Source organism: Streptomyces sp. TOM-9 (assembly GCF_056858595.1).
In genome coordinates this window covers 3,853,948-3,878,872 of sequence record NZ_JBXEQB010000001.1, presented here as the reverse complement: position 1 = coordinate 3,878,872, position 24,925 = coordinate 3,853,948, and the positions used below count along the sequence as shown (strand labels likewise).

Here is a 24,925-nt window from a genome sequence, read left to right as displayed (position 1 = left end):
GAACAGCAACACCCCAGCTCACACCCCCAGGACAGGTCTGCCATGTCATCGATTCGTCGCAACGCCCTCCGTGTAGTTCTGGGCGTCGTCGCCGCCATCTCGTTGGGGCTGATCGGCGCGACCACTGCTTCTGCGCAGCCCGCTGCGCAAGGCGACATCGTCTGGGCGGCTCCCAACGACATCGTCTGGTAGCCAACCGGCGGGCAGTACCCCCAAAGACAACAGCACCCCCCAAATAGCCACACCCCCTCCCCCCACGCTGATGGGCCCGGCATACCTCCCCCCTCTTGCCGGGCCCCTCAGCATGCCCGCGTGCAGGAGGAGGCGGGTATCCGCCACGGCGGATTCACGCCGCACGGAAGCGGTGCGCAAGCGGTTGCGGCACCGGTAGACCTCCTGTGCATGACATTCGCCCACCCCCCAAGTGCCCGAGACGCACGACCCGTTCGGGCTGCCCGTCATGCCCTGCTGACCGCGACCGCCACCGCGTGCGCGCTGGTCGGCGGCACCCTCGTGCTGCCCGCCACGACCGCCGCGGCGGCCCCGGTCAAGGACCCGGCCGCGTCCGTGCCGCGCGCCACCGCCCACGACATCACCCTCGTCACCGGTGACGTCGTGCACTTCACCGACCGGCCCGGTACCGCGCAGGACACCGTCACCGTGGACCGCCCCGAGGGCGCGACCGGGGGCGTGAAGATCCAGCAGAGCGGCGGCCGCCTCTCGGTGGTCCCCGACGAGGCCGAGGCCCTGCTGACCGCGGGCCGGCTCGACCGCCGGCTGTTCGACGTGACCGCGCTGGTGGCGATGGGGTACGACGACACCCGCACCGGCGGGGTCCCGCTGATCGCCACCTACCGGGGCGGCGTGACGGCACCCGCGGGCAGCACGGTCGAGCGCCGGCTGCCCAGCATCGACGGTGCCGCGCTGCGGGCCGCCAAGGCCACCGCCCGCACCTTCTGGAAGGACGTGGCCGGTACCGCGCCCCGGGCCCGGTCGCTGGACGGGGGCGTCGAGAAGCTGTGGCTGGACGGCCGGGTGGAGGCCGACCTCGCCGAGTCCGTGCCGCAGATCAACGCCCCGCAGGCGTGGGCGGAGGGCTACGACGGCACCGGGCGGAAGGTCGCCGTGCTCGACACCGGCGTGGACGACACCCACCCGGACCTCAAGGGGCGGATAGCCGCCGAGCGGAGCTTCGTACCGGACCAGGCGGTCGCCGACGGCAACGGCCACGGCACGCACGTCGCGTCCACGGTCGCGGGCGACGGCGCGACCTACCGGGGCGTCGCGCCCGGCGCCGAACTGCTGGTGGGCAAGGTGCTCTCCGACGAGGGCTACGGCGAGGACTCCTGGATCATCGCGGGCATGGAGTGGGCGAAGGCCCAGGGCGCCGACGTGGTGAGCATGAGCCTCGGCTCCCAGGTGCCGGACGACGGGACCAGCCCCATGGCCCGGGCAGTCGACACGCTGTCCGCCGACGGCGGGCCGCTCTTCGTCATCGCGGCGGGCAACTCCTACGGGGAGTTCACCATCGGGGCGCCCGGCTCGGCCGCGTCCGCCCTGACGGTCGCCTCCGTCACCAAGTCCGACGAGCGCTCGGACTTCTCCAGCATGGGCCCGCTGACCGGCAGTTACGGACTCAAGCCGGACATCTCCGCGCCCGGTTCCGACATCACCGCCGCCAAGCCCGGCGGCGGCTACCAGACGATGTCCGGGACCTCCATGGCCACCCCGCACGTCGCCGGGGCGGCGGCCGTCCTCAAGCAGCGCCACCCCGACTGGTCCGGGCGGCAGCTGAAGGACGCGCTGATGAGCTCGTCCACGCCGCTCACCGGCTACACCCCCTACCAGCAGGGCACCGGCCGGGTGGACGTGCTGAAGGCCGTCGACGGCACGGTCCAGGCCACCGGTTCCGTCGCGACCGCCTTCTACGACTGGCCGCACGGCGCCGACGACCCGGTCGCCACCCGCACCGTCACCTACCGCAACACCGGCACGGAGGGCGTCACCCTCGACCTGGCGACCGACGCCGACGCGGCCGCCTACACGCTCTCGTCGCCGTCCGTCACCGTTCCCGCCGGGGGTACCGCCGACGTCACGCTGCGCCTCGACCCGTCCGCGGTGGAGCCCGCCACGACCTTCTCCGGCCAGGTCCTGGCCACCGACCGGGCCACCGGGACCCTCGTGGCGCACACCGGTTTCGCCCTGGTCAAGGAGCAGGAACTCTACGACTACACGGTCGAGCTGAAGGACCGGGACGGCAAGCCCGCCTCCGGCACGGTGTACCTGGGCGTCGAGAACGACTTCTACCAGTACCAGTACGCCGTCGACGGCCGGCGCACCCTGCGCCTGCCCCCGGGCACGTACACCGCGTACACCTACATGGACGTCCCCGGCGACGAGCCGGACTCGCTGGGCCTGGCCTTCCTGTCCGCGCCGCGTACGGTGCTGGACGAGCCGGCCACCGTCTCGCTCGATGCGAGCAGGGCGCGGAGGATCAGCGCGTCCGTGCCCAAGGACACGGCGGACACGCAGCGGCAGATGGACTTCGCGGTGGTCTCCGCCGCCGGCGGGGTCGTCCGCAGCGGCTACCAGGTGCCCCTGAAGTACGACACGCTGTGGGCCCAGCCGACCGGCAAGGTCACCGGCGCCTCCATGAGCTTCTCCACCCGCTGGCGGCTGGCCGAGAAGGAGGTCGCCGTCGACTCCGTGGACGACCTCGTCGTCCAGGCCGGCAGCACCCTGCGGGAGGGGAGAAGCGAGCTCGCCACGGTGTACGCGGGCCACGGCGCGGCCGCCGACTACGCCGGTCTGGGCGCGAAGGGCAAGGCCGTCGTGGTGGACCGCTCCGACGCCGTCGCCCCGGCCGACCGCGCGGCCGCGGCGGTGGCCGCCGGTGCCGCCCTGCTGATCGTCGTCAACGACGGCGACGGCAGGCTCAGCGAGTACTACGGCGAGGGCGCCGGGCTGCCCGTCGTCTCCGCCATGCGCCGCGACCGCGAGCGCGTCCTGCGAAAGAGGGTCACCGTCACCCAGCGCGCCCAAGGCCGCTTCCTGTACGACCTGGTCTCCCAGCACGACGGCGCCATCCCGGACCGCTCCCTGGCCTACGCCCCGGACCCGGACCGCGACCTCGCCCGGGTCGACGCCACCTACTACGGCCGGACGAAGGCCCCGGGCGGCGGCTTCCGCTACAACATCCCCGCCTACGGCCCCGGCTTCGGCTTCGGCGAGCGTGAGAGCTACCCCTCACTGCGCACCGAGTGGCTGACCCCGCTGCGCGGCGCGGCCTTCTGGTACGAGGACCACTCCGTCCTCGGCCCGCAGGACGAGACCCTGCAGGAGATGCGCAGCGGCAACGACCGCGTGACGGCCGGCCGTCACTACCGCACCGAGTGGTTCGCCCCCGTCCAGCGTCCGCGCCTCGGCCAGGGCTTCTGGGGCCCCAGCCGTGACGCCGCCGGTGGCCTGCAGTTCAACATCACGCCGTGGACGGACTCGGGCGCCGGACACTCCGGCTCCATGCCCAACGACGAGTACGACACCGGCACCATCGCGCTCTACCAGGGCGGCACGCTGCTGCGGAAGTCCGCCGGCCGGGCGCTGTACCTCTTCGACCCGGTCCCGGCGCAGACCCTGCCGTACCGCCTCGTCCTGGACGCATCGCGCGACGCCGACCGCTGGCGCACCTCGGTGCGCAGCCGTACGGAGTGGGGCTTCCGCTCCGGCGCGGTCCCGGACGGCGTCTGGCAGCAGGACATCGAGCTGCTCCAGCTGGACTACGACGTCACCACGGACCTCGCCGGCGACGTGCCGGCCGGCGCCAAGGTGCCGCTCGGCCTGTCCGCCGCCACCCAGGAGTGGCTCGACGACGTGACGCGGGCCACGTCCGCGACGCTGTCCGTGTCGTACGACGACGGGAGGACCTGGCGGCCCGTGCCCCTGCGGCGTGCCGCCGGCGGCACCGGCCACTGGTCGGCCGAGCTGCGGACTCCCCGCACCCCGGGCGGGTTCGTGTCCCTGCGGGCCACGGCCTCCGACGGCCGGGGCGGCACGGTGGAGCAGGAGGTCGTCCGGGCGTTCGGCCTGAGCTGATCCGGTCCGGTACGGGGTCGGAGGGAGCGGTCATGAGCACCCCCTCCGACCCCGTATGATTGTCCTGCACGCGCCGCTAGCTCAACTGGCAGAGCAGCTGACTCTTAATCAGCGGGTTCGGGGTTCGAGTCCCTGGCGGCGCACAGCGAGAGGGCGCCCCTCCTTCGGGAGGGGCGCCCTTCGTCGTCTTCCGGTGGGCGTCGTGCGTCGTGCGCCGGACGGCCTCGGGCCTCAGATGGCCAGTGACAGCAGCACCGGCGCCGCGCGTTCGTTGAGGGTGTCGGCCGCGCCCTTGAGGCGGTGGGCCTGGGTGACGGGGAGGGAGAGGGCGAGGCAGCCGACCGTCCTGCCGACGGTGATCGGGATGGCGGCGCAGACCGTGCCGATCGCGTACTCCTGCAGGTCCAGGGTGGGGACGCTGGCCGGCTGGCTCTCCAGCTTGGTCAGCAGCACCTTCTCGCTGATCGTGGTCTTGGACGTGAGCCGTACCGTCTTGTGCCGGGACAGGTGGTCGCGGCGCCCGTTGTGGTCGAGCTGGGTGAGCAGGCACTTGCCGACCGCGCTGGCGTGGGCGGCGAAGCGGAAGTCCACCCACTCGTTGACCTTGGGTGCTTCCGGGCCGTCCGCGAAGTCGACGATCTTGACCTCGCCGTCGTCGTAACGGCTGAAGTAGACGGCGGCGCCGACCTCGTCGCGCAGCGCCGTCAGGATCTTCTTGATCTTCTCGCCGAGCGCCAGGTCGCGACTGGCGCTGCCGAGCAGGACCAGCGACTCGCCGACGGCGTAGCCGCCGCCGGGCAGGGCGTTGAGGTAGCGCTCGCGGTTGAGCATGGCGAGGAGTTGACCGAGATAGCCGATGGGCACTCCGATCTCACGGGCGAGCTGCTCGGCGGTGACGCCGTTCCTGTGCTTGTCCACGGTCTCCAGCACGCGCAGCGCGTGCTGGACCGCGTAGACCGGCGCGACCTGTCGGTGCTCAAGCGCCACGGTGTCCCCCTACAGGTGTGACCGTTTGCGTCCTTGCTGTAGCTACTGGTCACGGCTGCCGGGCACGACAGCAGCCCGGCAGCTGGGCCGGATTCCACGATAGCCTCAATGCGGTTTGCAGTAGAGCCCGTTGAAGCTTTATGTGGGCGGCCGCAGGCGTATACGCAGGAACGGGCCACTCTGGCATATGCCAACGGCACGGCCCACTTTTCCTCAGAGCACCGCACCGAGGAATTCCCGGGTCCTGTGGTGCTCCGGGGAGCCGAAAATGCGCTCCGGCGGACCCGACTCGACGACCCGTCCGCCGTCGAACATCAGTACGCGGTCCGAGACGTCCCGGGCGAACCCCATCTCGTGGGTGACGCAGAGCAGGGTGATGTCCGTGCTGCGGGCGACGTCCCTGAGCACGTCCAGCACCCCGGCCACCAGTTCGGGGTCGAGCGCCGAGGTCACCTCGTCCAGCAGCAGGATGTCGGGCCGCATCGCCAGCGCGCGGGCGATGGCCACCCGCTGCTGCTGGCCGCCGGAGAGCCGGGTTGGGTGGGCGTCCTGCTTGTCGGCCAGGCCCACCAGCTCCAGCAGCCCGCGGGCGCGCTCGGCGGCCTCGTCGCGGTCCAGGCCGAGGACGTGCACCGGGGCCTCGGTGACGTTGTCCAGCACCTTCATGTTCGGGAAGAGGTTGAAGTGCTGGAACACCATGCCGATCCGGCGGCGCGTGCCGCGCAGGTGCCTCTCGTCGGCCGGCACGAGCCGGCCGCCGCGGCCCGGCATGTGCGAGAAGGGCTCGCCGTCCACGTGGATGACGCCCTCGGTGGGCCGCTCCAGGGTCATCAGCAGCCGCAGGATGGTCGTCTTGCCCGAACCGCTCGGGCCGATCAGGGTGACGCGCTCACCGCGCCGGACCTCCAGGTCGAGGTGGTCCAGCACGGTGTTGTCCCCGTACCGCTTGACCACCTGGTCGAAGCGGACGGCGGGCGCCGCCGGGCCGGACTTGGCGGGGGTGGGGGACTCGTCAGTGAGCAAGGCGCTTCTCCAGCTTCCGCATGAGGACCGAGGTGGGGCAGCTCGCGACCAGGAAGATCATGGCGGCGATGGTGAACGCCTCCAGGTAGGCGAAGTGGTCACTGCCGAAACGGTTCGCCTCGTGCACCATCTCGTCGACGGTGATGACCGACAGGAACGGTGTCTCCTTGAACATCGAGATCACGTAGTTGCCGAGGGCCGGCACGATCTTCCGCACCGCCTGCGGCAGCACCACGGCGCACCAGGTGCGCGCCCGCGGCAGCGACAGCGCGACCGCAGCCTCCCACTGCCCCCTCGGCACCGCCTCGATGCCCGCCCGGTACACCTCCGAGGTGTACGTCGCGTAGTGCACGCCCAGCACGGTGATGCCGATCACCAGCGGGTCCAGTCCCGGGACCAGCACCCACACCGCGAAGAGCTGGATCATCACCGGAGTGGAGCGCACGAACTCCACGGCCGCCCGCAGCGGCAGCGTCACCCAGCGGCTGGGCGTGCGCCGCAGCACCGCGATGCCCAGGCCCAGCGTGACGGCGAGCAGCGAACCGAGCAGCGTGGCCAGCAGGGTGATCCCGAAACCGTGCAGGATCAGCGGCAGGCCCTCGCGGGCCGTCTCCCAGTCCCACATCAGGCCCGACCTCCCGCCGGCTGTCCGAGCCGCGCCTTGGCCACGGCCTCCAGGCCGTTCATGGCCAGTGTCAGCGCGTACGCGAGGACGAAGTAGATCGCCAGGAGCAGCAGGTATGCCGTCGCGGTGTCGCCCGTCGTCGAACGGAGCTGGTCCATCTGGAAGGTGACGTCCGAAATGGTGATCAGCGACATCAGCGGGGTGCACTTCAGCAGCTGGATCAGCAGGTTGTTGAACGGCGGGATCATCTGCGGCCAGGCCTGCGGCAGGACGACCAGGCGCATCCGCTGCCACGGCGTCATGCTCAGCGCGACGGCCGCCTCCCGCTGCCCGCGGGGCACGGCGTCCAGGGCGCCCCGGACGACCTCCGAGCCGTACGCCCCGTAGTTGAGCCCGAAGGCGACCACGGCGCAGGCGAGCGGCACGAGCTTGAAGCCGAGGATCGGCAGCGCGAAGAACAGCCAGAACAGCTGGACGTACAGCGAGGTGCCGCGGAAGAACTCCACGACCACCCGGGAGGTCCCGCGCACGGGCATCCGCCGTGAGCGCGCCATGAAGCCGAGGACGAAGGCGATCAGCAGCGCGAGCGCCGCGCCGAGGACGGTGGCCTGCACGGTGACCCACAGACCCGCGCCCACACCGGGCAGCGAGTGCGTGAACTCCGTGAAGCCGGACATGGATTCACCGGCGAGGTCGCCGGCGCCGATGGGGTACGAGGACAAGGCGCCGCCTCACGCCGCGCACAGCTGCGCCGTGCGCAGCGTCGCCGGCGGGACCTCCGCCTTGGTGAAGCCGTACTTCCCGATGAGGGACGTGTAGCGGCCGGGGTCGGTGGTGATCTTCTTGAGTTCCTTGTTGAACGCGTCGCGCAGGCCCGTCGCGTCCTGCCGGAACACCGCGCCGCCCGGGCTGTACTGCTTGCGGCCGCCGACCACCGGCAGGAAGGGGTCGAGCACCTCCACCGCGGCGCCCTTGTTGGTGCGGGCCAGCCAGCGCAGCGAGATCCCGGTCAGTGCGAAGGCGTCGATCCGGCCGGCGAGCAGCGCGTCCACCCCGTCCTGCTGCTTGGCCAGGGACTTCACCGAGGTCAGCGGCACCCCTGCGGCATCCGCGTAGTCCGCCTCGACCGCCGCGCTCAGCACGCCGACGGTGACCTTCCCGCGGGCGCAGGACACCAGGTCGCTCAGCCCCTCGGGGTTGCCCGCGCGGACCATCAGGGCGGTCGGCGAGACGAACTCGGGCTCCGAGAAGATCACCTTCTGGCAGCGGTCGGGCGTGATCGCCATCCCGGCGCTGACCACGTCGAAGCGGTCGGCCGTCAGGCCCGGTATGAGCGCGCCGAAGTCGGTGAGCGTGGGCCGCAGTTCCGGCACCCCGAGCGCCGTGAAGATCTCCCGGTGGAGGGTGGGCGCCTCGCCGGCCAGCTCGTCGCCGTCCCGGTACCCGTACGGCGCCTCGCCCGCGAAGCCGACCCGCACGTACCCCTGCTTCCTCAGCTTGGCCAGCAGGTCCCCGTCGCCGGTGGGCGCGCCGGTGCCGGCCTGCGTACGGCTGCACGCCGCCAGCAGCCCGGGGACCGCCACGAGACCGCCGACGCCTGCGGTACGGGAGAGGAAACCCCTGCGGGACAGGGGACTGCGCTCGGACATGGACCAGACCTCCGGTAGTTCGCTTCCGTGCGGTGCGGTGACCACACGAGGGCCGCGCCTACCCCGGCGCACAGGGGGCATTCATGCGAATCTGGTGGGGTACCCGATGTACGGAACGTCCGCGGGAGGCAGGGAGCTGCCATGAGCGACAGCACCGAAGGGAACGGCAAGCGCGAGCAACTGGTCGTGGAGCGGGTGCCGAAGGCACTGCTCGTCGGCGGCCGCTGGCGGCCGGCGAGCGACGGGCGCGAGTACGAGGTGGAGGACCCGTCCACCGCGCGACCGCTGTGCGCCGTGCCGGACGCCGGGGCCGAGGACGCCAAGGCCGCGATGGACGCCGCGGCCGCCGCGCAGGAGGGATGGGCGGCCACGGCGCCGCGTGAGCGCGGGGAGATCCTGCGGCGGGCCTTCGAGCTCATCGTGGAGCGGCAGCAGGAACTCGCCCTCCTGATGACCCTGGAGATGGGCAAGCCGGTCGCCGAGTCCCGCAGCGAGATCCTCTACGCCGCCGAGTTCTTCCGCTGGTTCTCCGAGGAGGCGGTGCGCATCGAGGGCGGCTGGCGCACCGCGCCCGACGGCAACGGCCGGATCTGGGTGATGCGCCAGCCCGTGGGCCCGGCGCTGCTGATCACCCCGTGGAACTTCCCCATGGCGATGGGCACCCGCAAGATCGGCCCCGCCGTCGCCGCCGGCTGCACCATGATCGTCAAGCCGGCCCACCAGACGCCGCTGTCCATGCTCGCCCTCGCCGAGATCCTCGGCCAGGCCGGGCTGCCGGACGGCGTGCTCAACGTCCTCACCACCGCGCACCCCGCGGAGATCAGCGGCCCCCTGACGGAGGACCCGCGGCTGCGCAAGCTCTCGTTCACCGGTTCCACGGGCGTCGGGCAGAAGCTCATCGAGCTCAGCGCGCGGCAGGTGCTGCGGACCTCCATGGAGCTGGGCGGCAACGCCCCCCTCGTCGTCTGCCGGGACGCGGACCTGGAGAAGGCCGTGGAGGGCGCGGCCGTCGCCAAGATGCGCAACATCGGGGAGGCCTGCACGGCGGCCAACCGGATCTACGTCCACCGCGACCTGGCCGAGGCCTTCACCGGGCGCCTCGCCGAGAAGCTGGGCTCCATGGTCGTCGGCCGCGGCACCGAGCCCGGCACCCAGGTCGGCCCGCTCATCGACGGCGCGGGCCTGGACAAGGTGGACCGCCTGGTGCAGGACGCCGTCTCGGCCGGGGCCCGCGCGGTCACCGGCGGCGCCCCGCTCTCGGACCGCCCCGGGTACTTCTACCCGCCCACCGTGCTGGCCGACGTGCCGCCGGACGCGGCGATGCTCCGGGAGGAGATCTTCGGGCCGGTCGCGCCGGTCGTCACCTTCGAGGACGACGACGAGGCGATCCGGCTGGCCAACGACACCGTGTACGGCCTGGTCGGCTACGTCTTCACGGAGAGCCTGCGGCGCGGCATCCGCTACGCCGAGGAACTGGAGACGGGCATGCTCGGCCTGAACAAGGGCGTCGTCTCCACCCCCGCGGCGCCCTTCGGCGGCGTCAAGCAGTCCGGGACCGGCCGCGAGGGCGGCGCCGTGGGGATCGAGGAGTACCTGGAGATGAAGTACGTGGCGGTGGACGTCTAGGGCCCGGACCCCGCGGGGTCAGGCGCCGCCGGGCAGGCCGTACGCGTCGGCGATGAGCTCGTAGGACCGCAGCCGCGCGGCGGGGGTGTGGGCGTTGGCCGTGATCATCAGCTCCTGCGCACCCGTGCGGTGCACCAGCGCGTCCAGGCCGTCCCGGACCGCGTCCGGCGTGCCGTGCACCACGTTGCCGAGCCAGGCGTCCACGAAGTCCCGCTCGGCCGGGCTGAACTCGTACGCCTCCGCCTCCTCCGGGGTGGGCACCAGGCCGGGGCGTCCCATGCGCAGCCGCAGCATGGCCAGGGCGCCGCTGAGGACCTGCCGGCGGGCGTCCTTCTCCTCGTTCGCCGCCAGCGCCGCGACGCCGATCAGCGCGTACGGCTCGTCCAGCACCTCCGAGGGCCGGAAGGACCTGCGGTACAGCTCCAGCGCCGGTTCGGTGTTCGCCGCGGAGAAGTGGTGCGCGAAGGCGAAGGGCAGCCCGAGGACCGCGGCCATCCGGGCGCTGAAGGTGCTGGAGCCGAGCAGCCAGATCGACGGCCGCGCGGCGGACTGCACGCCGCCCGGGACGGTGCCCTGCACGGGACCGGGGATGGCGTGGATCCGGGCGTAGGGGTGGCCGTCGGGGAAGTCGTCGTCCAGGAAGCGGATGAGCTCGGACAGCTGCTGCGGGAACTCGTCGGCGCCCTCGTTCAGCCGGTCGGTGCGGCGCAGCGCGGCGGCGGTGGCGCCGTCCGTGCCCGGGGCGCGGCCGAGGCCGAGGTCGATCCGGCCCGGCGCCAGGGCCTCCAGGGTGCCGAACTGCTCGGCGATGACCAGCGGCGCGTGGTTGGGCAGCATGACGCCGCCGGAGCCGAGGCGTATGCGCTCGGTGTGCGCGGCGAGGTGGGCGAGGATCACGGCGGGGGAGGAGGACGCGACCCCGGGCATCGAATGGTGCTCGGCGACCCAGTAGCGGTGGTAGCCGCGGGCCTCGGCGAGCCGGGCCAGCGCGACACCGGCGGCGAGGGCGTCCCTCGCGGTCAGTCCGCTGCCGACGCCCGCCAGGTCGAGGACGGAGAGCGGGACGGGTGCGCTGCCGAGGGTGGTGCCTCGTACCGGGTCGTTCGTGTCCACGTTCCTGCGTCGCCTCCTGCGGCCGGTTCCTCGTCTACGGCAACGAGCAACCGGAGACCGGCTGCGGCTATTCCCCGGGGCCGGCGCCGGGGGCGGCGGCCGGCCCGTAGCCGCGCAGCGCGGCGATCCCCTCGGGTGGCACGGGCCGCGAGTACAGCCAGCCCTGCCCGGTGTCGCAGCCGATCCGGCGCAGCCGCTCCGCCTGCTCGGCGTTCTCCACGCACTCGGCGGTGACCGTCAGGCCGAGCCGGTGGGCGAGCTGCACCAGCGCCTCGACGATCGTCTCGTCGGCCGGGTTGGGGTGCAGGCCGTCGCGGAAGCCGTGCACGAAGCTGCCGTCGAGCTTGAGCGCGGAGACCGGCAGCCGGCTGAGGTAGGCGAGGTTGGAGTAGCCGGTGCCGAAGTCGTCGATGGCGATGCGCACGCCCATCTCCTGCAGGGCGTGCAGCGCCTGCAGGGGCCGTCCGGCCGAGCCCATCACCGCCGACTCGGTCAGCTCCAGTTGCAGCAGCCCGGCCGGCAGCCCGGTGTCGTCGAGGATCTCCGCGACGTCGGCGACCAGGTCGGAGTCCCAGACCTGGCGCACGGCGACGTTGACGCTGACGAAGATCGGGTCGTCGGGCCAGTCCTTCTGCCACTGCCGCGCCTGGCGGCACGATTCGGCGAGCACCCAGCGGCCGAGCTGGACGATGGAGCCGTTCTCCTCCGCCAGCGGGATGAACCGGTTCGGCCCGAGCAGCCCGAAGTGCGGGTGCTGCCAGCGCACCAGGGCCTCCACCCCGCGCAGGCTGCCGCTGCCGAGTTCCACCAGGGGCTGGTACTCCAGCGTGAACTCCCCGCGCTCCACGGCCTGCCGCAGGGTGCTGGACAGCGCCTGCTTGGTCATCCGGTGGGCGTTGCGCTCGGGGTCGAAGAGCGTCCAGCGGGCCTTGCCGTCCGCCTTGGCCCAGTACAGCGTGGTGTCGGCGGCCTGCATGATGCCCGTGGCGGTGGCCCCGGCGGCCTCGCGCTCGACGACGCCGATGCTCGCCGAGACCGCCAGCCGCTGCCCGGCGAGGTCGAACGGCAGCTGCAGCGCGGTGAGTACGGATTCGGCGAGCCCGGTGGCCTGCCCGGTGCCGGTGGAGTCCTCGACGAGGACGGCGAACTCGTCGCCGCCCAGCCGGGCGACGAGCGTCCCGCTGCGCCCGAGCCGGCCCGCGCAGTCCGACAGCCGGGCGGCGACGGCCTTGAGCAGCCGGTCGCCGACCCGGTGGCCGAGGGTGTCGTTGATGGCCTTGAAGCCGTCGAGGTCGAGGTAGCACAGGCCGATCCGGCCGGTGCGGCTGTCGGCGCCCTCCAGCGCGGTGGCGAGGCGCTCGAAGAACAACTGCCGGTTGGGGAGCCGGGTGACCGGGTCGTGCATCCGCAAGTGGCGCAGCTGCTCGCGCAGTTCGCGGGTCTCGCCCAGGTCCTCGACGGACATCAGGACTCCGCCGGGCACGGGCACCACGACGACCTCGGCCCAGACCGTGCTCCCGTCCGGTCCGCGGACGGGTCTGGTGCGGCGCAACTCCCCGCGCCGGCCGGTCAGCACGTCCTCGTACTCGGCGTACTCCGGGCTCTCCCCGAGCGGGGGGACCTCGCCGCCGGAGCCGGTGAGGCCGACCAGCTCCGCCGCGGTGCGGGCGGTGAGCAGCACCGGGTCCGCGCCGAGCAGCGCGCCGAGCGCCGGATTGGCCTCGCGCACCCGGCCGTCGGGACCGACCAGTGCCATCGGCAGCCGGGCGACGTTGAAGGCGGCGCGGTAGTCGCGCACCTCCGACGCCGGACGTTCCGAGGCCGGACGTTCCGGGGCTGACCGTTCCGGGGCCGGAGCGTGACGTTGAGTGACCGTCGTGGCCGCCGCCTCGGGCTCGAGGTCCGGGCTTCCCGAGGGTCCGCCCACCGCTGGCTCCCGCATAGGTGTCGTCTCGCACACATGGTCGTGGAGGAATCGAATGACCGCCAAGAGGCGGCGTTCGGCCTGGAAATGTGCCGATCATAGACGTTGGGGAATTGCCGCGGCCACCGCCGTCGTGGTGATTCTCGGCACGTGGGATGCGATCTTGATCATTTGTGATTGGCCCCTGAATTCCATTGATCGATTTTCGTCACTCATTACGCACTGTAGTGATCGGACGGTAACCCGGGCGGCGCAGCACAACAGGGCAAAACATAGCAAACCGTAGCAGCGTGATGTGGGTGTCCCGACCCCGTACGGGAGGTCCACGTGCCGCTGTCAGGGCTACCCATACGTGCGCATCGGCGCCTCCGCCGGAGCGTCCGCGGGCATGCCCCCGACGGGCTCCGGGCGGCCATCGCCGCCGTCAGCGTCTTCGCGGCCGTCGTCGCGTGGACGCTGGTCACCGGCCCCGCGGCCGGGGGCTCCGACTCCTCGCTGTGCGCCCTGCCGCGGACCAGGGCACACCACTCCGAGGGCGTCAGCGCCTGGAACACCGCCTACCCGCGGGCCCGTGGCGACGTTGACGCGCTGATGGTGTTCCTGGCGTTCCCGGACGCCGCCCCCACCATCAGCCCCGGCGAACTGGCGGCCGATCACTTCCCGGCCACCGCCGACTTCTTCGCCCGGGCCTCGTACGGCACCTTCCGGCTGCGGCCGCGCATCCTGCCGCACTGGCTGCGCATGCCCGCGGCGTCCACGGCGTACGGCATCGGCCGGGACTGGAGCCCCGCCCTGCGCGCCCGCTACCTGCGGGACGCCGTGGTGGCGGCCGACCGGGAGGTGGACTTCTCCCGGTACGGCGTCGTCTACCTGGTGGCCGACCCCGACGCGCCCGGCGTCGACCCGGACGCCACCAAGGTGGTCAACCTGGGCAGCCCGGTCCGTGTCGACGGTGCGGACCTGCACCGCTTCGTCACCGTCTTCGAGGGCCACCCGCCGGACGTCAACGTGCTCGCCCACGAGACCGGGCACGCCTTCGACCTGCCCGACCTCTACTACCGGCCGCCCCAGGGCAGCAACGCCGACTGGGACACCCACGTCGGCGACTGGGACCTCATGGGCAGTCAGTTCGGCCTGGCCCCGGACTTCTTCGCCTGGCACAAGTGGAAGCTGGGCTGGCTCGGGCGCTCGCAGGTCCGCTGCGTCACCGAGGGCGGCACCCACACCTTCCGCCTGAGCCCCGTCGAGCAGCGCGGCGGCACCAAGCTGCTGGTGCTGCCCGCGGGCCTGGACGGAGCCGTCGCCATCGAGGCCCGCGCCGCCCTCGGTAACGACCGCCTCACCTGCGGCCAGGGCGTCCTGATGTACCGCGTCCGGGCCGACGTGTCGTCAGGCGACGGCCCCGTGGACGTCATCGACGGCCACCCGGGCAGCGGCGACTGCTGGGAGTCCTCGGTGTACCCGCCGCTCGCCGACGCGCCACTGCGCAGCGGGGAGACGTACGCCCTCGGCCGCTCGGCGCACATCCGCGTCGCCGACCGGCACTCCGACGGGTCCTGGACCGTCCAGGTCACCCAGGGCTGAGCCGATGCGAGGACCCCGGGCGCTCGCGGTCCTGGCATCGGTGCTCCTCTTCGCGGCCGGCAGCACCGTCGCCACCGGGGGCGCACCCGCCGCGGCGCCGCCGGCCGACCGTCCCTGCGCGCTGCGCGCCGCGCCGGGCGTCACGATGTCCGAGGGGTTCGGGGGCGCGGACGGCCGCGAGTTCGCCCGCGCCACCGGCGAGGTGCGGGCGCTCACCCTGCTCGTCGACTTCCCGGACAAGCCCGCCCCGTACAGCGCCGCCGAGCGCTACCGCGAATTCTTCCCCGCCGTGCGGCACTGGTTCTACCGCGCCTCGTACGGGAAGCTGCGCTACGTCTCCACGCCCGTGCTGCGCTACATCCGCATGCCGAAGCCCTTCACGTCGTACGGGATAGGGCGCGGCTACGGCTGGCGCACGCACACGGCCATGATGCGGGACCTGCTGCGCGTCGCCGACCGGAAGATCGACTTCTCCGGGTACGACCTGGTCAACGTCCTCGTCACGCCCAACGCCGGGCCGCCCGCCGAACAGGCCGTCCTCTCGGTGACCTGGACCGGCGCCTCGGCCGCCACCACCGACGACGGCACGAGCCTGGACCGGGTCTCCCTGGTCTACGGCCACGACCAGTCCGGCGCGCGGGTGCTCAGCCACGAGAACGGCCATGCCTTCGGGCTGCCCGACCTGTACTCCGTCGAGGACTTCGGGCACACCGACACCCTCGCGGGCCAGTGGGACGGCATGTCCCTGGACTGGGGGCTGCAGGGCGACCTCTTCGCCTGGCACAAGTGGCGCCTGGGCTGGCTCGACGACTGGCAGGTCGTCTGCGTCCGCGACCCGGGCGCGCGCTCGGTGCACCTCACGCCGGTCGAGGTGCCCGGCGGCCGCAAGGTGGCCGTCATCCCCCTCGGCCGGACCCGCGCGTACGTCATCGAGGCGCGCGCCGCCCGCGGCAACGACAGCGAGGCCTGCCGCGAAGGGGTGCTGATCTACCAGGTGCGCACCGACGTCGACTCGGGACACGGACCCGTCACCGTCGAGGACGCCCATCCGCGCACCACCGCCTGCGAGTACAGCAGCGCCACCTTCAACGCGCTCAACGACGCGCCGTTCTCCTCCGGCGGACGCTTCACCGACCGCGGCCGCGGCCTCACCGTCGAGGTCCTCGGCCGGGACCCGGACGACGAGGGCTGGACCGTGCGGATCACCACCTCGCGCCCCCTGTGGGACGGCCCCTAGGGCCACGGCCCGACATGACAAAAGGCGCCCTCCCGATGGGAGAGCGCCCAGGTCAACGGCTGTGCCGTGAGTGCGCCGCCAGGGACTCGAACCCCGAACCCGCTGATTAAGAGTCAGCTGCTCTGCCAGTTGAGCTAGCGGCGCTCGCTGACGTCGTAGAGATTAGCATCCGCTTGCGGGCGGGTGAAAATCGATAATCAACCGGCCTCCGCGCGGGCTGCCCGGACGCAGGCCCACAGCAGGACGTCGGCCCCGGGGAGCCAGGGGCGGCGCGTGTCGGGGGCGACCAGCCAGCGGGAGCGCCCGTGGCCGGTGTCGCCGTACGGCGGGGGCAGCGCCACCGAGTCCCCCTCGCCGTGACAGAACACCGGCGGCACCCTCAGCCCCCACTCCTCCCAGGTCAGCAGCCCGGGGAGGCGTGCGGCGGTGCCCGGCTCGGCGAGCAGCAGCACCCTGCCGCGGAGCGTGGCGGCCGGGCCCGAGCCGGGGCCCGAGGACCACAGCTGCTCCAGGACCCGGCGTCCGAACAGGGCCGGCAGGTTCACCGCGTCGAAGGCCGTCCCGCAGGGCAGCACGCTGGGCGCCGTGGGCCGTGCGGACCACAGCGCCCGCACGCTGCGCGGGAAGGCGCTGGCGGAGGCCAGCCAGTCGGCCCCGTCGGGGGTGGGGTACTGCGCGTCCGGATATGGGTGGGAGGCGGACTCCGGCACGCCCCCCGGCCATGTGTGCCACTGCCAATCACTCATGACCCATACAACTACCGTGAGTGAACGTTTCGCTACGCGACATCGCCCGAAGGCCGGACACGCCCGCCATGTGTCGGGTACCTTGCCCCGAACGCATATGCCAGGTGCGTCGTCAGGACAGCGCTGCGTCCCCGCCCCGCATCAGGCCCTCGCCGAACTCGATCATCCGCTTGGCGTAGTCCTCCGACCAGCCCGCCTGCGCACCGATGGCGGCGGGGGTCAGCCGGTCGAACCGCTTGGGGTCGGCGAGCTGGGCCGCTGCTATGGCCTGGAACTCCGTCGCCCGGTCCGCGGCCGCGCGGAAGGCGAGGGTGAGCTCCGTGGAACGGGCCAGCAGCTCCCGGGGGTCCTCGATGGACTCCAGGTCGAAGAAGTGCTCCTCGTCCTCGGCCAGGGCGGCGGGCTCGAACAGCAGCTGGGCGGGTTTCAGACGGGGTGCGGGCTGCTTGCCCGCCGCGCTGTGAGCCGACTGCGGCTCGGACATGAACGTACCTCCAGGATCGTCAGCGCCTTCCATTGTCCCGCCCCGCGCAAGAGTGCCCCGGGCGACGGCCGGCGCGCTACGGCCGCCAGGCCACGCGGTGCTCGGACAGGTGGGCCAGCACGGCGTGGTTGGCCTCCCAGCCGTCCGGGAACTTCACGGTCACCCCGAGCTGGACCGGCTCCGTCGAGGGGTGCTCGTCCAGCAGCTCCGAGACCCCGGCGCGGCACACCACGATGCACGCGTGCCGGTGGCGCGAGGCCAGCACGCACAGCCGCCCCGTCTCCAGGTGGAACGCGGTCGCGTCGGGACGCCCCGACAGCGGATGGAGCACCACGGTGACGTCGAACTCGCGGCCCTGCAGCCGGTTGGCGGTGTCCACGGTGACCCCGGTCACGCCCAGGTCCGCCAGCGCCGCGCGGACCGCCGCCGCCTGGTCGCGGTGGGCGGTGCCCACGGCGATCCGGTCCGGGCCCACCGGGGCGGTGCCCCGCTCGGAGACCGCCACGCCGCCGCGGTCCAGCAGCCGCCGTACGACCACTGCGACCGCGCGGACCGCCTCGGGGTCGGTCCGCGGGGTGCGCCGCGCGGGCAGCTCCAGCAGGCCCCAGCCGGACGCCGCGGCCTCGTCCACCACCCGGTCGGGGCCCGAGCCGTCACCGGGCACGCCGAAGGAGAGCCGCCGGTCACCGTGGTCGGTGCCGCTGCGGAACGGGGTGTACGGGTAGAAGGCGTCGGAGACCAGCGGCGCGGCGGAGGCCGGCAGCCGCCAGGAGACCGGCAGCCGGTGCTGCGGCAGCCCCGGGTTGTGGGCCAGCAGGGTGACCACCGCGCTCGCCGACGGGTCGTAGCTCAGCCCCGCCCACTGCTCGGCGCCGACCACGCTGAACGGATCCAGCTGACCCGGGTCGCCGACGAACAGCGCCCGCTCGAACAACCCCGCCACCTGCAGCAGCGCGTCCGAGCGCATCTGGTAGGCCTCGTCGACGATGGCGTGCCGCCAGGGCTCGGTGTCCTTCACGAAGGCCCACTTCGCGGCGGTCGCGATCACCACCTTGGCCCCGGTGAGGTCGGCCGCCTTGCTCGACTTGAGCACGGCCTCGTGGCGGTCGAGCACCGGGTCCGGGGGAGAGTCGCTGCCGTGCAGCCGGCCGATCGGCAGTCCGGGTTCGGCGGTGGCCAGCCGGTCCACCAGGTCGTCCACCTGGGCGTTCGTCTGGGCGACCACCATCAGGGTCTCGCCCGCCGCGACCAGCTCACGGGCGGCACGCACCACCAGCGTGGACTTGCCCGCGCCGGGCGGCGAGTCCACCACGACGCCGCGGTGCGTCCCGTGCAGGGTGTCGTGCAGGATCCGCTCGGTCGCGGTGCCGGCCGCCCGGGCGGCGTCGCTCACCGGGCTCACAGATAGTCCTCCGTGGTCGCGGGGTCAGGGCTCTCGGCGACGGCGGCCGCGGTCGGGCCCGCGGTCGTGCCGGCGGTCACGCTCGCGGCCGCGGTGCCCGGGGGCCCGCCGTGCGTCCACGGGGTGTCCTCGCGCTCCGGCAGCCCCGCGCCGCCACGCGGCGCGTGTTCGAACAACGTCCAGCACACCTCGTCCCCTTCCTCCGGCACCGTGCCGGGCTCGGGGACCTTGCCGCGGCCCATGCCGTTCACCACCCGCAGGAGCACCGCGCCGGGCCCGGCCCACTCCACGAACTGCGCCTGCTGCGTACGGCCGTCCGGCAGCGCCCGGTAGAGCTTCGCGTCCTCGTCCAGATGCGGCCGGTCCTGTGTGAGGACCGTCACCAGCGGGCGCGGCTTGGGCACCTTGCCCTCGCTCATCGTCATCTCCACCCGGTCCACCCGGCCCGCGAAGGCCTCCCCGGCCAGTCGCCGCCCGGCCATCACCAGCGGGTCGTCCAGCGCTTCCTGGGCTTCCAGCCGCACCTGGGCGGTCTCCCGGCCGGCGAGCTTCTGCGCCGCCGACACGGCGTCGTCACGGCGGGGCTGCGGCGGCTCCCCGGCGCGCACGCGGTCCCGGTGGGAGGTGTACGACCAGCGGTCCCGTTTCCAGCGGTCCGCGACGCGGGCGCCCTCGGGCAGCTCGCGCAGCAGGTCCAGTGACCGCCACACCGCGTCCCAGGTGGGGCGCATCTGGCCGGCCAGCAGGCGGGCGATGTCCTCGCCGGCCCCGGTGATCCCGGCGTCGTAGCGGGCGGTGGCCGGGGCGAGCACCGTGTTGTCGAAGACCGGGTCCGTCGCGGGGCCGGCCGGCGGGAACGTCAGCAGGCCGTCCGGGCCGCGGTGGGACTCCGCGCGGCGGGCCGCATCCATGCCCGTCATGCCGTCGGTGGGTTCGATCCAGGCCAGCAGGGCGCCCAGGTGCTGGTCCTCGAGGTTGCTCTGGCCGGTCGCCCAGTGCCGGGTGAGCAGTTCGGTCGCGGACAGCAGCAGCGCGGAGCCGGGGGTGCGGGCGCGTTCCCCGTAGTGGGTGAGCCAGCGGCCGAGCAGCGGCACCCGGGCGGGGACCGGGTGCGGCTCGTCGGGGTCGTCCTCGGCGGTGCGGCGGAAGCGGGTGGAGCGGCCGAGCAGACGCACGTACTCCACCGCGGGGGTGTTCGCGACCACGATCTGGGGTGCGTCGGTGCAGACCTCCGACTCTCCCCCGGCCTGGTGGCCGGGTGATGCGCCCGCCCGGTTGCGGGTCGCCGGCTCGGTCTCCGTGTCGTCCGCGTAGGACTCCAGGTAGGGCAGCACGACCTGCGCCAGCTCGGCCAGGAAGGCGAAGCGCAGATCGCGGTCGCGCGGCTGCGGCACCGCCAGCAGCCGGGGCTCGTCCCGGTCCGTGCCGACCAGGGCGCCCAGCGGGGCGCCGACCTCGCCCGCGGTGGTCAGCGGGACGAGGACCAGCGGCCGGTCCGACAGATGGCGGTGGCGCACCGTCGCGAGCGGGGTCGCCCGGCCGGTCGCCATGGCCTCCGCACGGGCCAGCACCGAGATCAGCGACATCCCAGCGCCTCCGCCCGCAGGGCCTGCGCCCGCCGCAGCGCGGCGACCGCGGGATCCGCCGGATCGCCCTCGGTGCCCAGCGCGGCCGCCAGCACCTGCTCCACTTCGGTCAGGGCGCCCAGTTCACCGCGCACGCCGCGGCCGAGGACCTCCACCGCGCCGCAGGCCCGGGCCTGGTCGCGGCAGTGGAAGGACAGCTCGCAACTGGCCAGGCACTCGGGCGCGTACGCCGCGGGCAGCCGGTCCACCGCATCGGAGAGCTCCGCGGCGGGGCGGGTCGCCGTCCGTCCGTCGTCGGTGAGCCTCAGGTCGAAGGTCGTGCCCTCGGGGAGGGCGGCGGCGATCTCCTCGATCCGGGTCAGCCGGGCCAGCTGCCGCCGGGTGACCGACAGTTGCTTGCGCACGTCGACGAACTCGGCGGCGGGCAGGTTGGAGAAGTCCTTCGGGCACACCAGCAGCACCCGGTGCTCCGGGGTGCCGAACCCCAGCCGCTCCAGCGCCAGGACGTACACCGCGGCCTGGCGGGCCGCCGCGCCGACCTTCACGGCGTCCGCGGAACCGTCAAGGATCGGGAAGGACTTGACCTCCACCACCGTCCACGAGCCGTCCGGCCGCACGGCGATGGCGTCCGGTTCGAGGTAGACCGGGGCGTCGGCGACCTCGAGCACGAGCAGGGGGTGGTCGAGCAGCGTCCACCGGCCCGCCGCGGTCGCCTCCTTGAGCGCGAGGCGGGTACGGGCCACCCGGCCCTCGGGGCCCGGGGCGGACAGATCGGGCAGCACGGCGTCCGCGGTCTCGGGCGCGCCCAGCAGGCGCAGCAGCTCGGCGCACCCCGCGGCCTTCACCCGGGCCTCGAAGGCATGGCCCCGTACGAACGCGAACTGCGACTGCCCGAAGGGCGCGGGATTGCCCAGGACGCGCGCCACCGCCGCCTTGTCCACCCCGGCGGCGTCCAGCAGCGCCCGGCGGCGGCATCCGGGGTTCGCGGCGAGCGCCGCCAGGGCGCGCGCGTCCATCGGGCGCGGCACGGTCGTGGGGCCGCGCAACGCGGCCAGCCGCTCTCGCAGATCGTGCGTAGTGCTCACCCGGGCAAGTCTCGCACCCCCCACCGACAACGCGGGCCACAATGCGGAGGCCGCGGGTCCGCGGCCTCCGCCGGAGCGTCAGCGCCGCGGTTCCACCGTGGTTCCCGGCAGGAACCCCACGTCCGCCGGGGCGACGTCGCGGGAGGTCGCGACGACGGTGGAGGAGGCGGGCCGCGGCGTCGCGAACCGGGTGCGCGCCCCGGCGCGTATGAGGTCCACCACACGCAGCGCGGGCCGCGCCAGCAGGAAGCCGATCCCCATCACGGCGATCCCGGCGAGGGCGTCCAGCAGGTAGTGGTTGGCGGTGCCCATGACCACGAGGGTCGTGCCGAGGGGGTAGAGGACGCCCAGGGCGCGGACGAAGGGCGTGCGGCCGTGGCGCCAGAGCATGATGCCGCACCACAGGGACCAGCCGACGTGCAGGCTCGGCATGGCCGCGTACTGGTTGGTCATCCCGCCCAGCCCGCGCGGCGCGCTCGCCTCCGCGCCCCACCAGCCGTACGAACCGTACTGCGCCATGGTGTCGACGAAGCCGTGACCTGCGGCCAGCAGCCGCGGCGGCGCGGTGGGCATGAGCGTGAAGCCGATCAGCCCGACGAGGGTGGACATCAGCAGCCATGTGCGCGCGAAGCGGTAGACGGTCGGCCGCCGGCGCCACAGCCAGACCAGCACCAGCGGTGTGACCAGGTAGTGGAGCGAGGCGTACCAGAAGTCGGCGGGAACACCGAGCGACCGGTAGCGGCTGAAGAGGGAGTTGAGCGAGCGCTCGGGGTCGATGCTGAGCGCGCGTTCCAGGTGGAGTATGGCGATGCCGTGGTCGACTGCCCGGCCCACGTCGCCGCGTACGAGGAGGCGGCCCGCGGTGTAGAGGCCGTAGACCACCGCGATCAGCGGCAGCTCGGTCCACCAGCGGAGCCCGCCCCGGTAGGCGGACGCCCGTGGGGCGGTGGTGCTCATCGTCATCCGGCCGTTCTCCCCCCATCTCTCCCTGTGAGAGTCGCTTCGATCTACCGTACGACGTACGCTAGGCAACCCGGGCAGCGCCCCCGACTATTCCCTTCACCACCGATTCGTCCTGGATTCACGGAGCCGTGCTCGGGAAGACGTGCGAAAAGACGCCCCGCTTCCTCCCCGGGTTGCCCGGGAACGCGGGAGAATCAAGGAAACCGCTCGACCTTCCGACCGCTCGCGCACGATTCCCCCGACCGGACACGCATCCCTCATGACTGTCACCCCGCCGGCCCGCTCCCCACGGCGCCGCGTCCCCCGCAACACCCTCAACCCCGACCGCATCCTCGACGCCGCGGTCGGGCTCCTCGACCGCCACGGGCCCGAGGCCTTCACCATGCGCGTGCTCGCCCAGGAGCTCGGCGTCGCGACCATGGCCGTCTACTCCCACTTCAAGGGCAAGGACGAGATCATCGACGCGGTCAACGAACGGCTGCTCGCCGAGATCGAGATGCCCCCCGGCTCCGGCGTGCCGCGCGAGCAGCTTATTGAACTCTGTGTCGGTGTGTACCGGCTTTTCAGTGAGCATCCCTCCGCGCTCCAACTGCTGACGAGCCGCCCGCTCCGCGGCGACGAGGCCATCGCCGTCATCGACCGGATGCTCTGCCTGCTGATCACGGCGGGACTGGACCCGCCCGCCGCCGCGCGCGCCCAGGTGGCGCTGATGCAGTACACGGTCGGCGCCGCGCTGTGGGTGGTGCGGCGCAAACGCGCGGAGTGCGAGGAGGCCGAGGCCGGGCTGCGCGAGAGGATCCGCAGCCGGCTCGCGGACCTGCCGCCGGACAGCTACCCCTCGCTCGTGGGGCTGGCCCCCGAACTCGTCGCGGCGCAGCAGTCCGGCCGCGCGCAGTACGAGGCCGGGCTGTCCGCGCTGCTGGACGGTCTGCTCCGCTCCTGAGCGCGGCGCACACGGGAGCGCCCCGGCCGGGGCGGGGTGCTGAACTGCCGGCCGGGGCGCCCGTGTGGGGGGAGGGGGATGGTCGCGTGCGGCCTCAGCCGCCGTAGGCCGCGAGGGCCTTGGAGAAGGCGCCCGCCTCCTGGAGGATCGAACTGCACGTCGCGTCGGCGACGTTCTTGGCACCCCCGGGGCACTGCTTGTCCCGCGTGCCCGACCACATCGACAGCCAGCCCAGGCCCTTGGACCGGGCGAAGGTCACCAGCTGCGTCGCGTCGTCGACCCTGAAGACCTCCGTGGTGACGTCGTTCACGCCGATCATCGGGGTGACCGCGACGGTCTTCCAGGCCGCGGCGTCCGACAGCCCCAGCACGCCCCGCAGCTGTCCCTGGGTGGCGGTGGCGGCGTCGATCGCGTAGCCGCCCATGTCGCCGCTGAAGGAGGCGCCGTAGTCCATCGCCATGATGTTGACCGCGGTGATCCGCACACCGTGGGACCTGGCGTCCGCCAGCAGGCCGACACCGTCCTGGGTGAGGCCGGTCGGCATCACCGGCAGGGTGTAGGAGACCTCCAGGCCGCTGTGGCTCGCCTGGAGCTGCGAGATGGCCTGCGCCCGGCGGGTGTTGGCGGCCGTGTCGGCGATGGCGCCGCCCTCGACGTCGAAGTCCACCTTGGTGAGCTTGTAGGTGTCGACGACCTTGGCGTACGCCGCGGTCAGCGCGGGGACCGAGGAGCAGGTCGTCGCCAGCTCCGAGCCGGACGCGCCGCCGAAGGAGACCCGGACGTCACCGCCCGCCTTGCGCAGGTCGCCGATCTGGGCCGCGACGCCGTCGTTCGCCAGGTCGCTGACCCCGCCCCACTTGGGCGTGCAGCCGCCGCCGTCGGTGACGAAGGCCAGGTTGTACTGCTTGACGCCGGTCGCCCGGGAGTGGGCGAGCAGGTCGAAGGCCGGGTAGAGCGAGGTGTCGACGTACGGCGCGAAGCCCGCGGAGGACGGTGAGCCGGTGCCCGAGGTCGGACTCGCGGTCGCGGTCGGGACCGGGGTCGCGGTGGCCGTGGGCGAGGAGGTCTTCGTGGGGGTGGCGGTCGGCGTCCTGGTGGGGGTGGCGGTCGCCGTCGGGCTCACGGTGGTGGTGGGGCGCCCGCTGGGGGAGGCGGTCGCGCCGTCGTCGACGGAGCACTTCACGTCGTTGATCCGGCAGTTGACCGGATCGCCCGCCTTCGCCGCGGACTTCGTCACGAAGCCGACCTCGGCCGTCTTCCCCGCGGCGATGTCCTTGTTCCAGCTCGCGGGGCGCACGGTCACGTGCTGCCCGGACGCCGTGTAAGTGGCGTCCCAGAGCGAGCTGATGCTCGTGCCCGCGGGCAGGTCGAACGTCAGAGTCCAGTCGGACAGTGTCCCGTTCGAGGAATTGGTGATCTCGTACCGGCCGGTGTACCCGGTGCTCCAGTCGCTGGTCTTGCTGTACGCGGCACCGACGGTGGCGGCCTGGGCCGAGCCCGCGAGCGCGAAGGCTCCGGCCGCGACGACCGCGCCCGCGGTCACGCCCCCGAGGAGGGCGACCTTGCGGGTGGGACGACGACGATGTGAGTTCCTCATGAGGCCGCACGCTAGCGATGCCGATTCGGACAAATGCCCAGATCCGTGCGGGCGTTCGACTTCTTATGGCGCGCTTAAGGGAGCCATCGGGGCCGGTTAAAGGTTCAGACCTCTGCGGGCGGCGCGGTGCTGCCCGTGGCGGGTCGGTCGGCCGGTCCCCGCCGCCCGGGGCCGGCGGCCATTGTCAAGCCCCGAAATCCAGGGGCATGACGCGGGGCACGTGGCCGGGGTTAATGGAGACATGGGTTCACGCAGGGCC

19 protein-coding genes and 2 tRNA genes are annotated in these 24,925 nt (G+C 73.0%); 6 read left to right on the top strand and 15 right to left on the bottom strand.

Features of this window, described 5'->3' with window-relative positions; all coding sequences use genetic code 11:
- The first annotated feature begins 402 nt into the window (after positions 1-402).
- A complete protein-coding gene (locus AC1VWI_RS18045; RefSeq protein ID WP_499512045.1) occupies positions 403-4,092 on the top strand; it encodes a S8 family peptidase in 3,690 nt (1,229 codons plus the stop codon).
- Positions 4,093-4,162: 70 nt separating this feature from the next.
- Positions 4,163-4,235 (top strand) — tRNA-Lys (locus tag AC1VWI_RS18040).
- Between the two features lie 88 nt (positions 4,236-4,323).
- Here AC1VWI_RS18040 and AC1VWI_RS18035 read toward each other — a convergent pair.
- The 5 genes from AC1VWI_RS18035 to ehuB all read right to left on the bottom strand — a co-directional run bounded on the left by AC1VWI_RS18035 (position 4,324) and on the right by ehuB (position 8,376).
- Positions 4,324-5,079, bottom strand: coding sequence for an IclR family transcriptional regulator (locus tag AC1VWI_RS18035; RefSeq protein ID WP_499512044.1), 756 nt, complete (start codon positions 5,077-5,079; stop codon positions 4,324-4,326).
- 213 nt (positions 5,080-5,292) lie between these two features.
- Positions 5,293-6,102, bottom strand: a complete 810-nt coding sequence (gene ehuA, locus AC1VWI_RS18030) for an ectoine/hydroxyectoine ABC transporter ATP-binding protein EhuA (protein ID WP_499512043.1) — start codon at positions 6,100-6,102, stop codon at positions 5,293-5,295.
- Positions 6,092-6,727 (bottom strand): ectoine/hydroxyectoine ABC transporter permease subunit EhuD, encoded by a 636-nt coding sequence (gene ehuD, locus AC1VWI_RS18025; protein ID WP_499512042.1) that lies wholly within the window; start codon positions 6,725-6,727, stop codon positions 6,092-6,094. Before ehuD ends, ehuA begins: the two co-directional genes overlap by 11 nt.
- Complete coding sequence (ehuC, locus tag AC1VWI_RS18020) at positions 6,727-7,404, bottom strand: ectoine/hydroxyectoine ABC transporter permease subunit EhuC (RefSeq protein ID WP_499516843.1); 678 nt, start codon at positions 7,402-7,404, stop codon at positions 6,727-6,729. The genes ehuD and ehuC overlap by 1 nt, the downstream gene beginning before the upstream one ends.
- 54 nt (positions 7,405-7,458) lie before the next feature.
- Positions 7,459-8,376 carry an ectoine/hydroxyectoine ABC transporter substrate-binding protein EhuB gene (ehuB, locus tag AC1VWI_RS18015; RefSeq protein WP_499512041.1) on the bottom strand — a complete coding sequence of 306 codons (918 nt, stop codon included), beginning with the start codon at positions 8,374-8,376 and terminating at the stop codon, positions 7,459-7,461.
- A gap of 141 nt (positions 8,377-8,517) precedes the next feature.
- Between ehuB and AC1VWI_RS18010 the strand changes: the two genes are divergently transcribed.
- Positions 8,518-10,002 (top strand): NAD-dependent succinate-semialdehyde dehydrogenase, encoded by a 1,485-nt coding sequence (locus AC1VWI_RS18010; RefSeq protein ID WP_499512040.1) that lies wholly within the window; start codon positions 8,518-8,520, stop codon positions 10,000-10,002.
- A gap of 18 nt (positions 10,003-10,020) precedes the next feature.
- On the opposite strand, the gene AC1VWI_RS18005 is transcribed toward AC1VWI_RS18010, so the two are convergent.
- Entirely contained in the window at positions 10,021-11,115 is a 1,095-nt protein-coding gene (locus tag AC1VWI_RS18005; protein ID WP_499512039.1) for an LLM class flavin-dependent oxidoreductase, read from the bottom strand.
- A gap of 67 nt (positions 11,116-11,182) precedes the next feature.
- Complete coding sequence (locus tag AC1VWI_RS18000) at positions 11,183-13,057, bottom strand: putative bifunctional diguanylate cyclase/phosphodiesterase (protein WP_499512038.1); 1,875 nt, start codon at positions 13,055-13,057, stop codon at positions 11,183-11,185.
- 315 nt (positions 13,058-13,372) lie between these two features.
- On the opposite strand from AC1VWI_RS18000, the gene AC1VWI_RS17995 reads away from it, so the two are divergent.
- Positions 13,373-14,623, top strand: coding sequence for a M6 family metalloprotease domain-containing protein (locus AC1VWI_RS17995; RefSeq protein WP_499516842.1), 1,251 nt, complete (start codon positions 13,373-13,375; stop codon positions 14,621-14,623).
- 4 nt (positions 14,624-14,627) lie between these two features.
- Positions 14,628-15,860: a M6 family metalloprotease domain-containing protein gene (locus AC1VWI_RS17990; protein ID WP_499512037.1), complete on the top strand. Its 1,233-nt coding sequence runs from the start codon at positions 14,628-14,630 to the stop codon at positions 15,858-15,860.
- A gap of 71 nt (positions 15,861-15,931) precedes the next feature.
- Here the strand turns inward: AC1VWI_RS17990 and AC1VWI_RS17985 are convergent.
- The 7 genes from AC1VWI_RS17985 to AC1VWI_RS17955 form a co-directional block, all read right to left on the bottom strand.
- A tRNA-Lys gene (locus AC1VWI_RS17985) sits at positions 15,932-16,004 on the bottom strand.
- A gap of 53 nt (positions 16,005-16,057) precedes the next feature.
- The gene (locus AC1VWI_RS17980; RefSeq protein WP_499512036.1) at positions 16,058-16,606 is read right to left on the bottom strand and encodes a bifunctional DNA primase/polymerase; all 549 of its coding nucleotides are present in this window, start codon (positions 16,604-16,606) and stop codon (positions 16,058-16,060) included.
- A 112-nt stretch (positions 16,607-16,718) separates the two neighbouring features.
- Positions 16,719-17,090, bottom strand: coding sequence for a DUF8844 domain-containing protein (locus AC1VWI_RS17975; protein ID WP_499512035.1), 372 nt, complete (start codon positions 17,088-17,090; stop codon positions 16,719-16,721).
- 76 nt (positions 17,091-17,166) lie between these two features.
- Positions 17,167-18,492, bottom strand: coding sequence for an AAA domain-containing protein (locus AC1VWI_RS17970; protein ID WP_499512034.1), 1,326 nt, complete (start codon positions 18,490-18,492; stop codon positions 17,167-17,169).
- Positions 18,489-20,078, bottom strand: coding sequence for a hypothetical protein (locus tag AC1VWI_RS17965; protein WP_499512033.1), 1,590 nt, complete (start codon positions 20,076-20,078; stop codon positions 18,489-18,491). The genes AC1VWI_RS17970 and AC1VWI_RS17965 overlap by 4 nt, the downstream gene beginning before the upstream one ends.
- On the bottom strand, positions 20,069-21,163 hold the full coding sequence (locus AC1VWI_RS17960; protein WP_499512032.1) for a hypothetical protein: 1,095 nt from the start codon (positions 21,161-21,163) through the stop codon (positions 20,069-20,071). Before AC1VWI_RS17960 ends, AC1VWI_RS17965 begins: the two co-directional genes overlap by 10 nt.
- 78 nt (positions 21,164-21,241) lie before the next feature.
- Positions 21,242-22,126, bottom strand: a complete 885-nt coding sequence (locus AC1VWI_RS17955) for a phosphatase PAP2 family protein (RefSeq protein WP_499512031.1) — start codon at positions 22,124-22,126, stop codon at positions 21,242-21,244.
- A gap of 259 nt (positions 22,127-22,385) precedes the next feature.
- Here AC1VWI_RS17955 and AC1VWI_RS17950 point away from each other — a divergent pair, with 259 nt between their 5' ends.
- Positions 22,386-23,069, top strand: a complete 684-nt coding sequence (locus AC1VWI_RS17950) for a TetR/AcrR family transcriptional regulator (RefSeq protein WP_499512030.1) — start codon at positions 22,386-22,388, stop codon at positions 23,067-23,069.
- 94 nt (positions 23,070-23,163) lie between these two features.
- On the opposite strand, the gene AC1VWI_RS17945 is transcribed toward AC1VWI_RS17950, so the two are convergent.
- Entirely contained in the window at positions 23,164-24,666 is a 1,503-nt protein-coding gene (locus AC1VWI_RS17945; RefSeq protein ID WP_499512029.1) for a cellulose binding domain-containing protein, read from the bottom strand.
- Positions 24,667-24,925 lie beyond the last annotated feature (259 nt).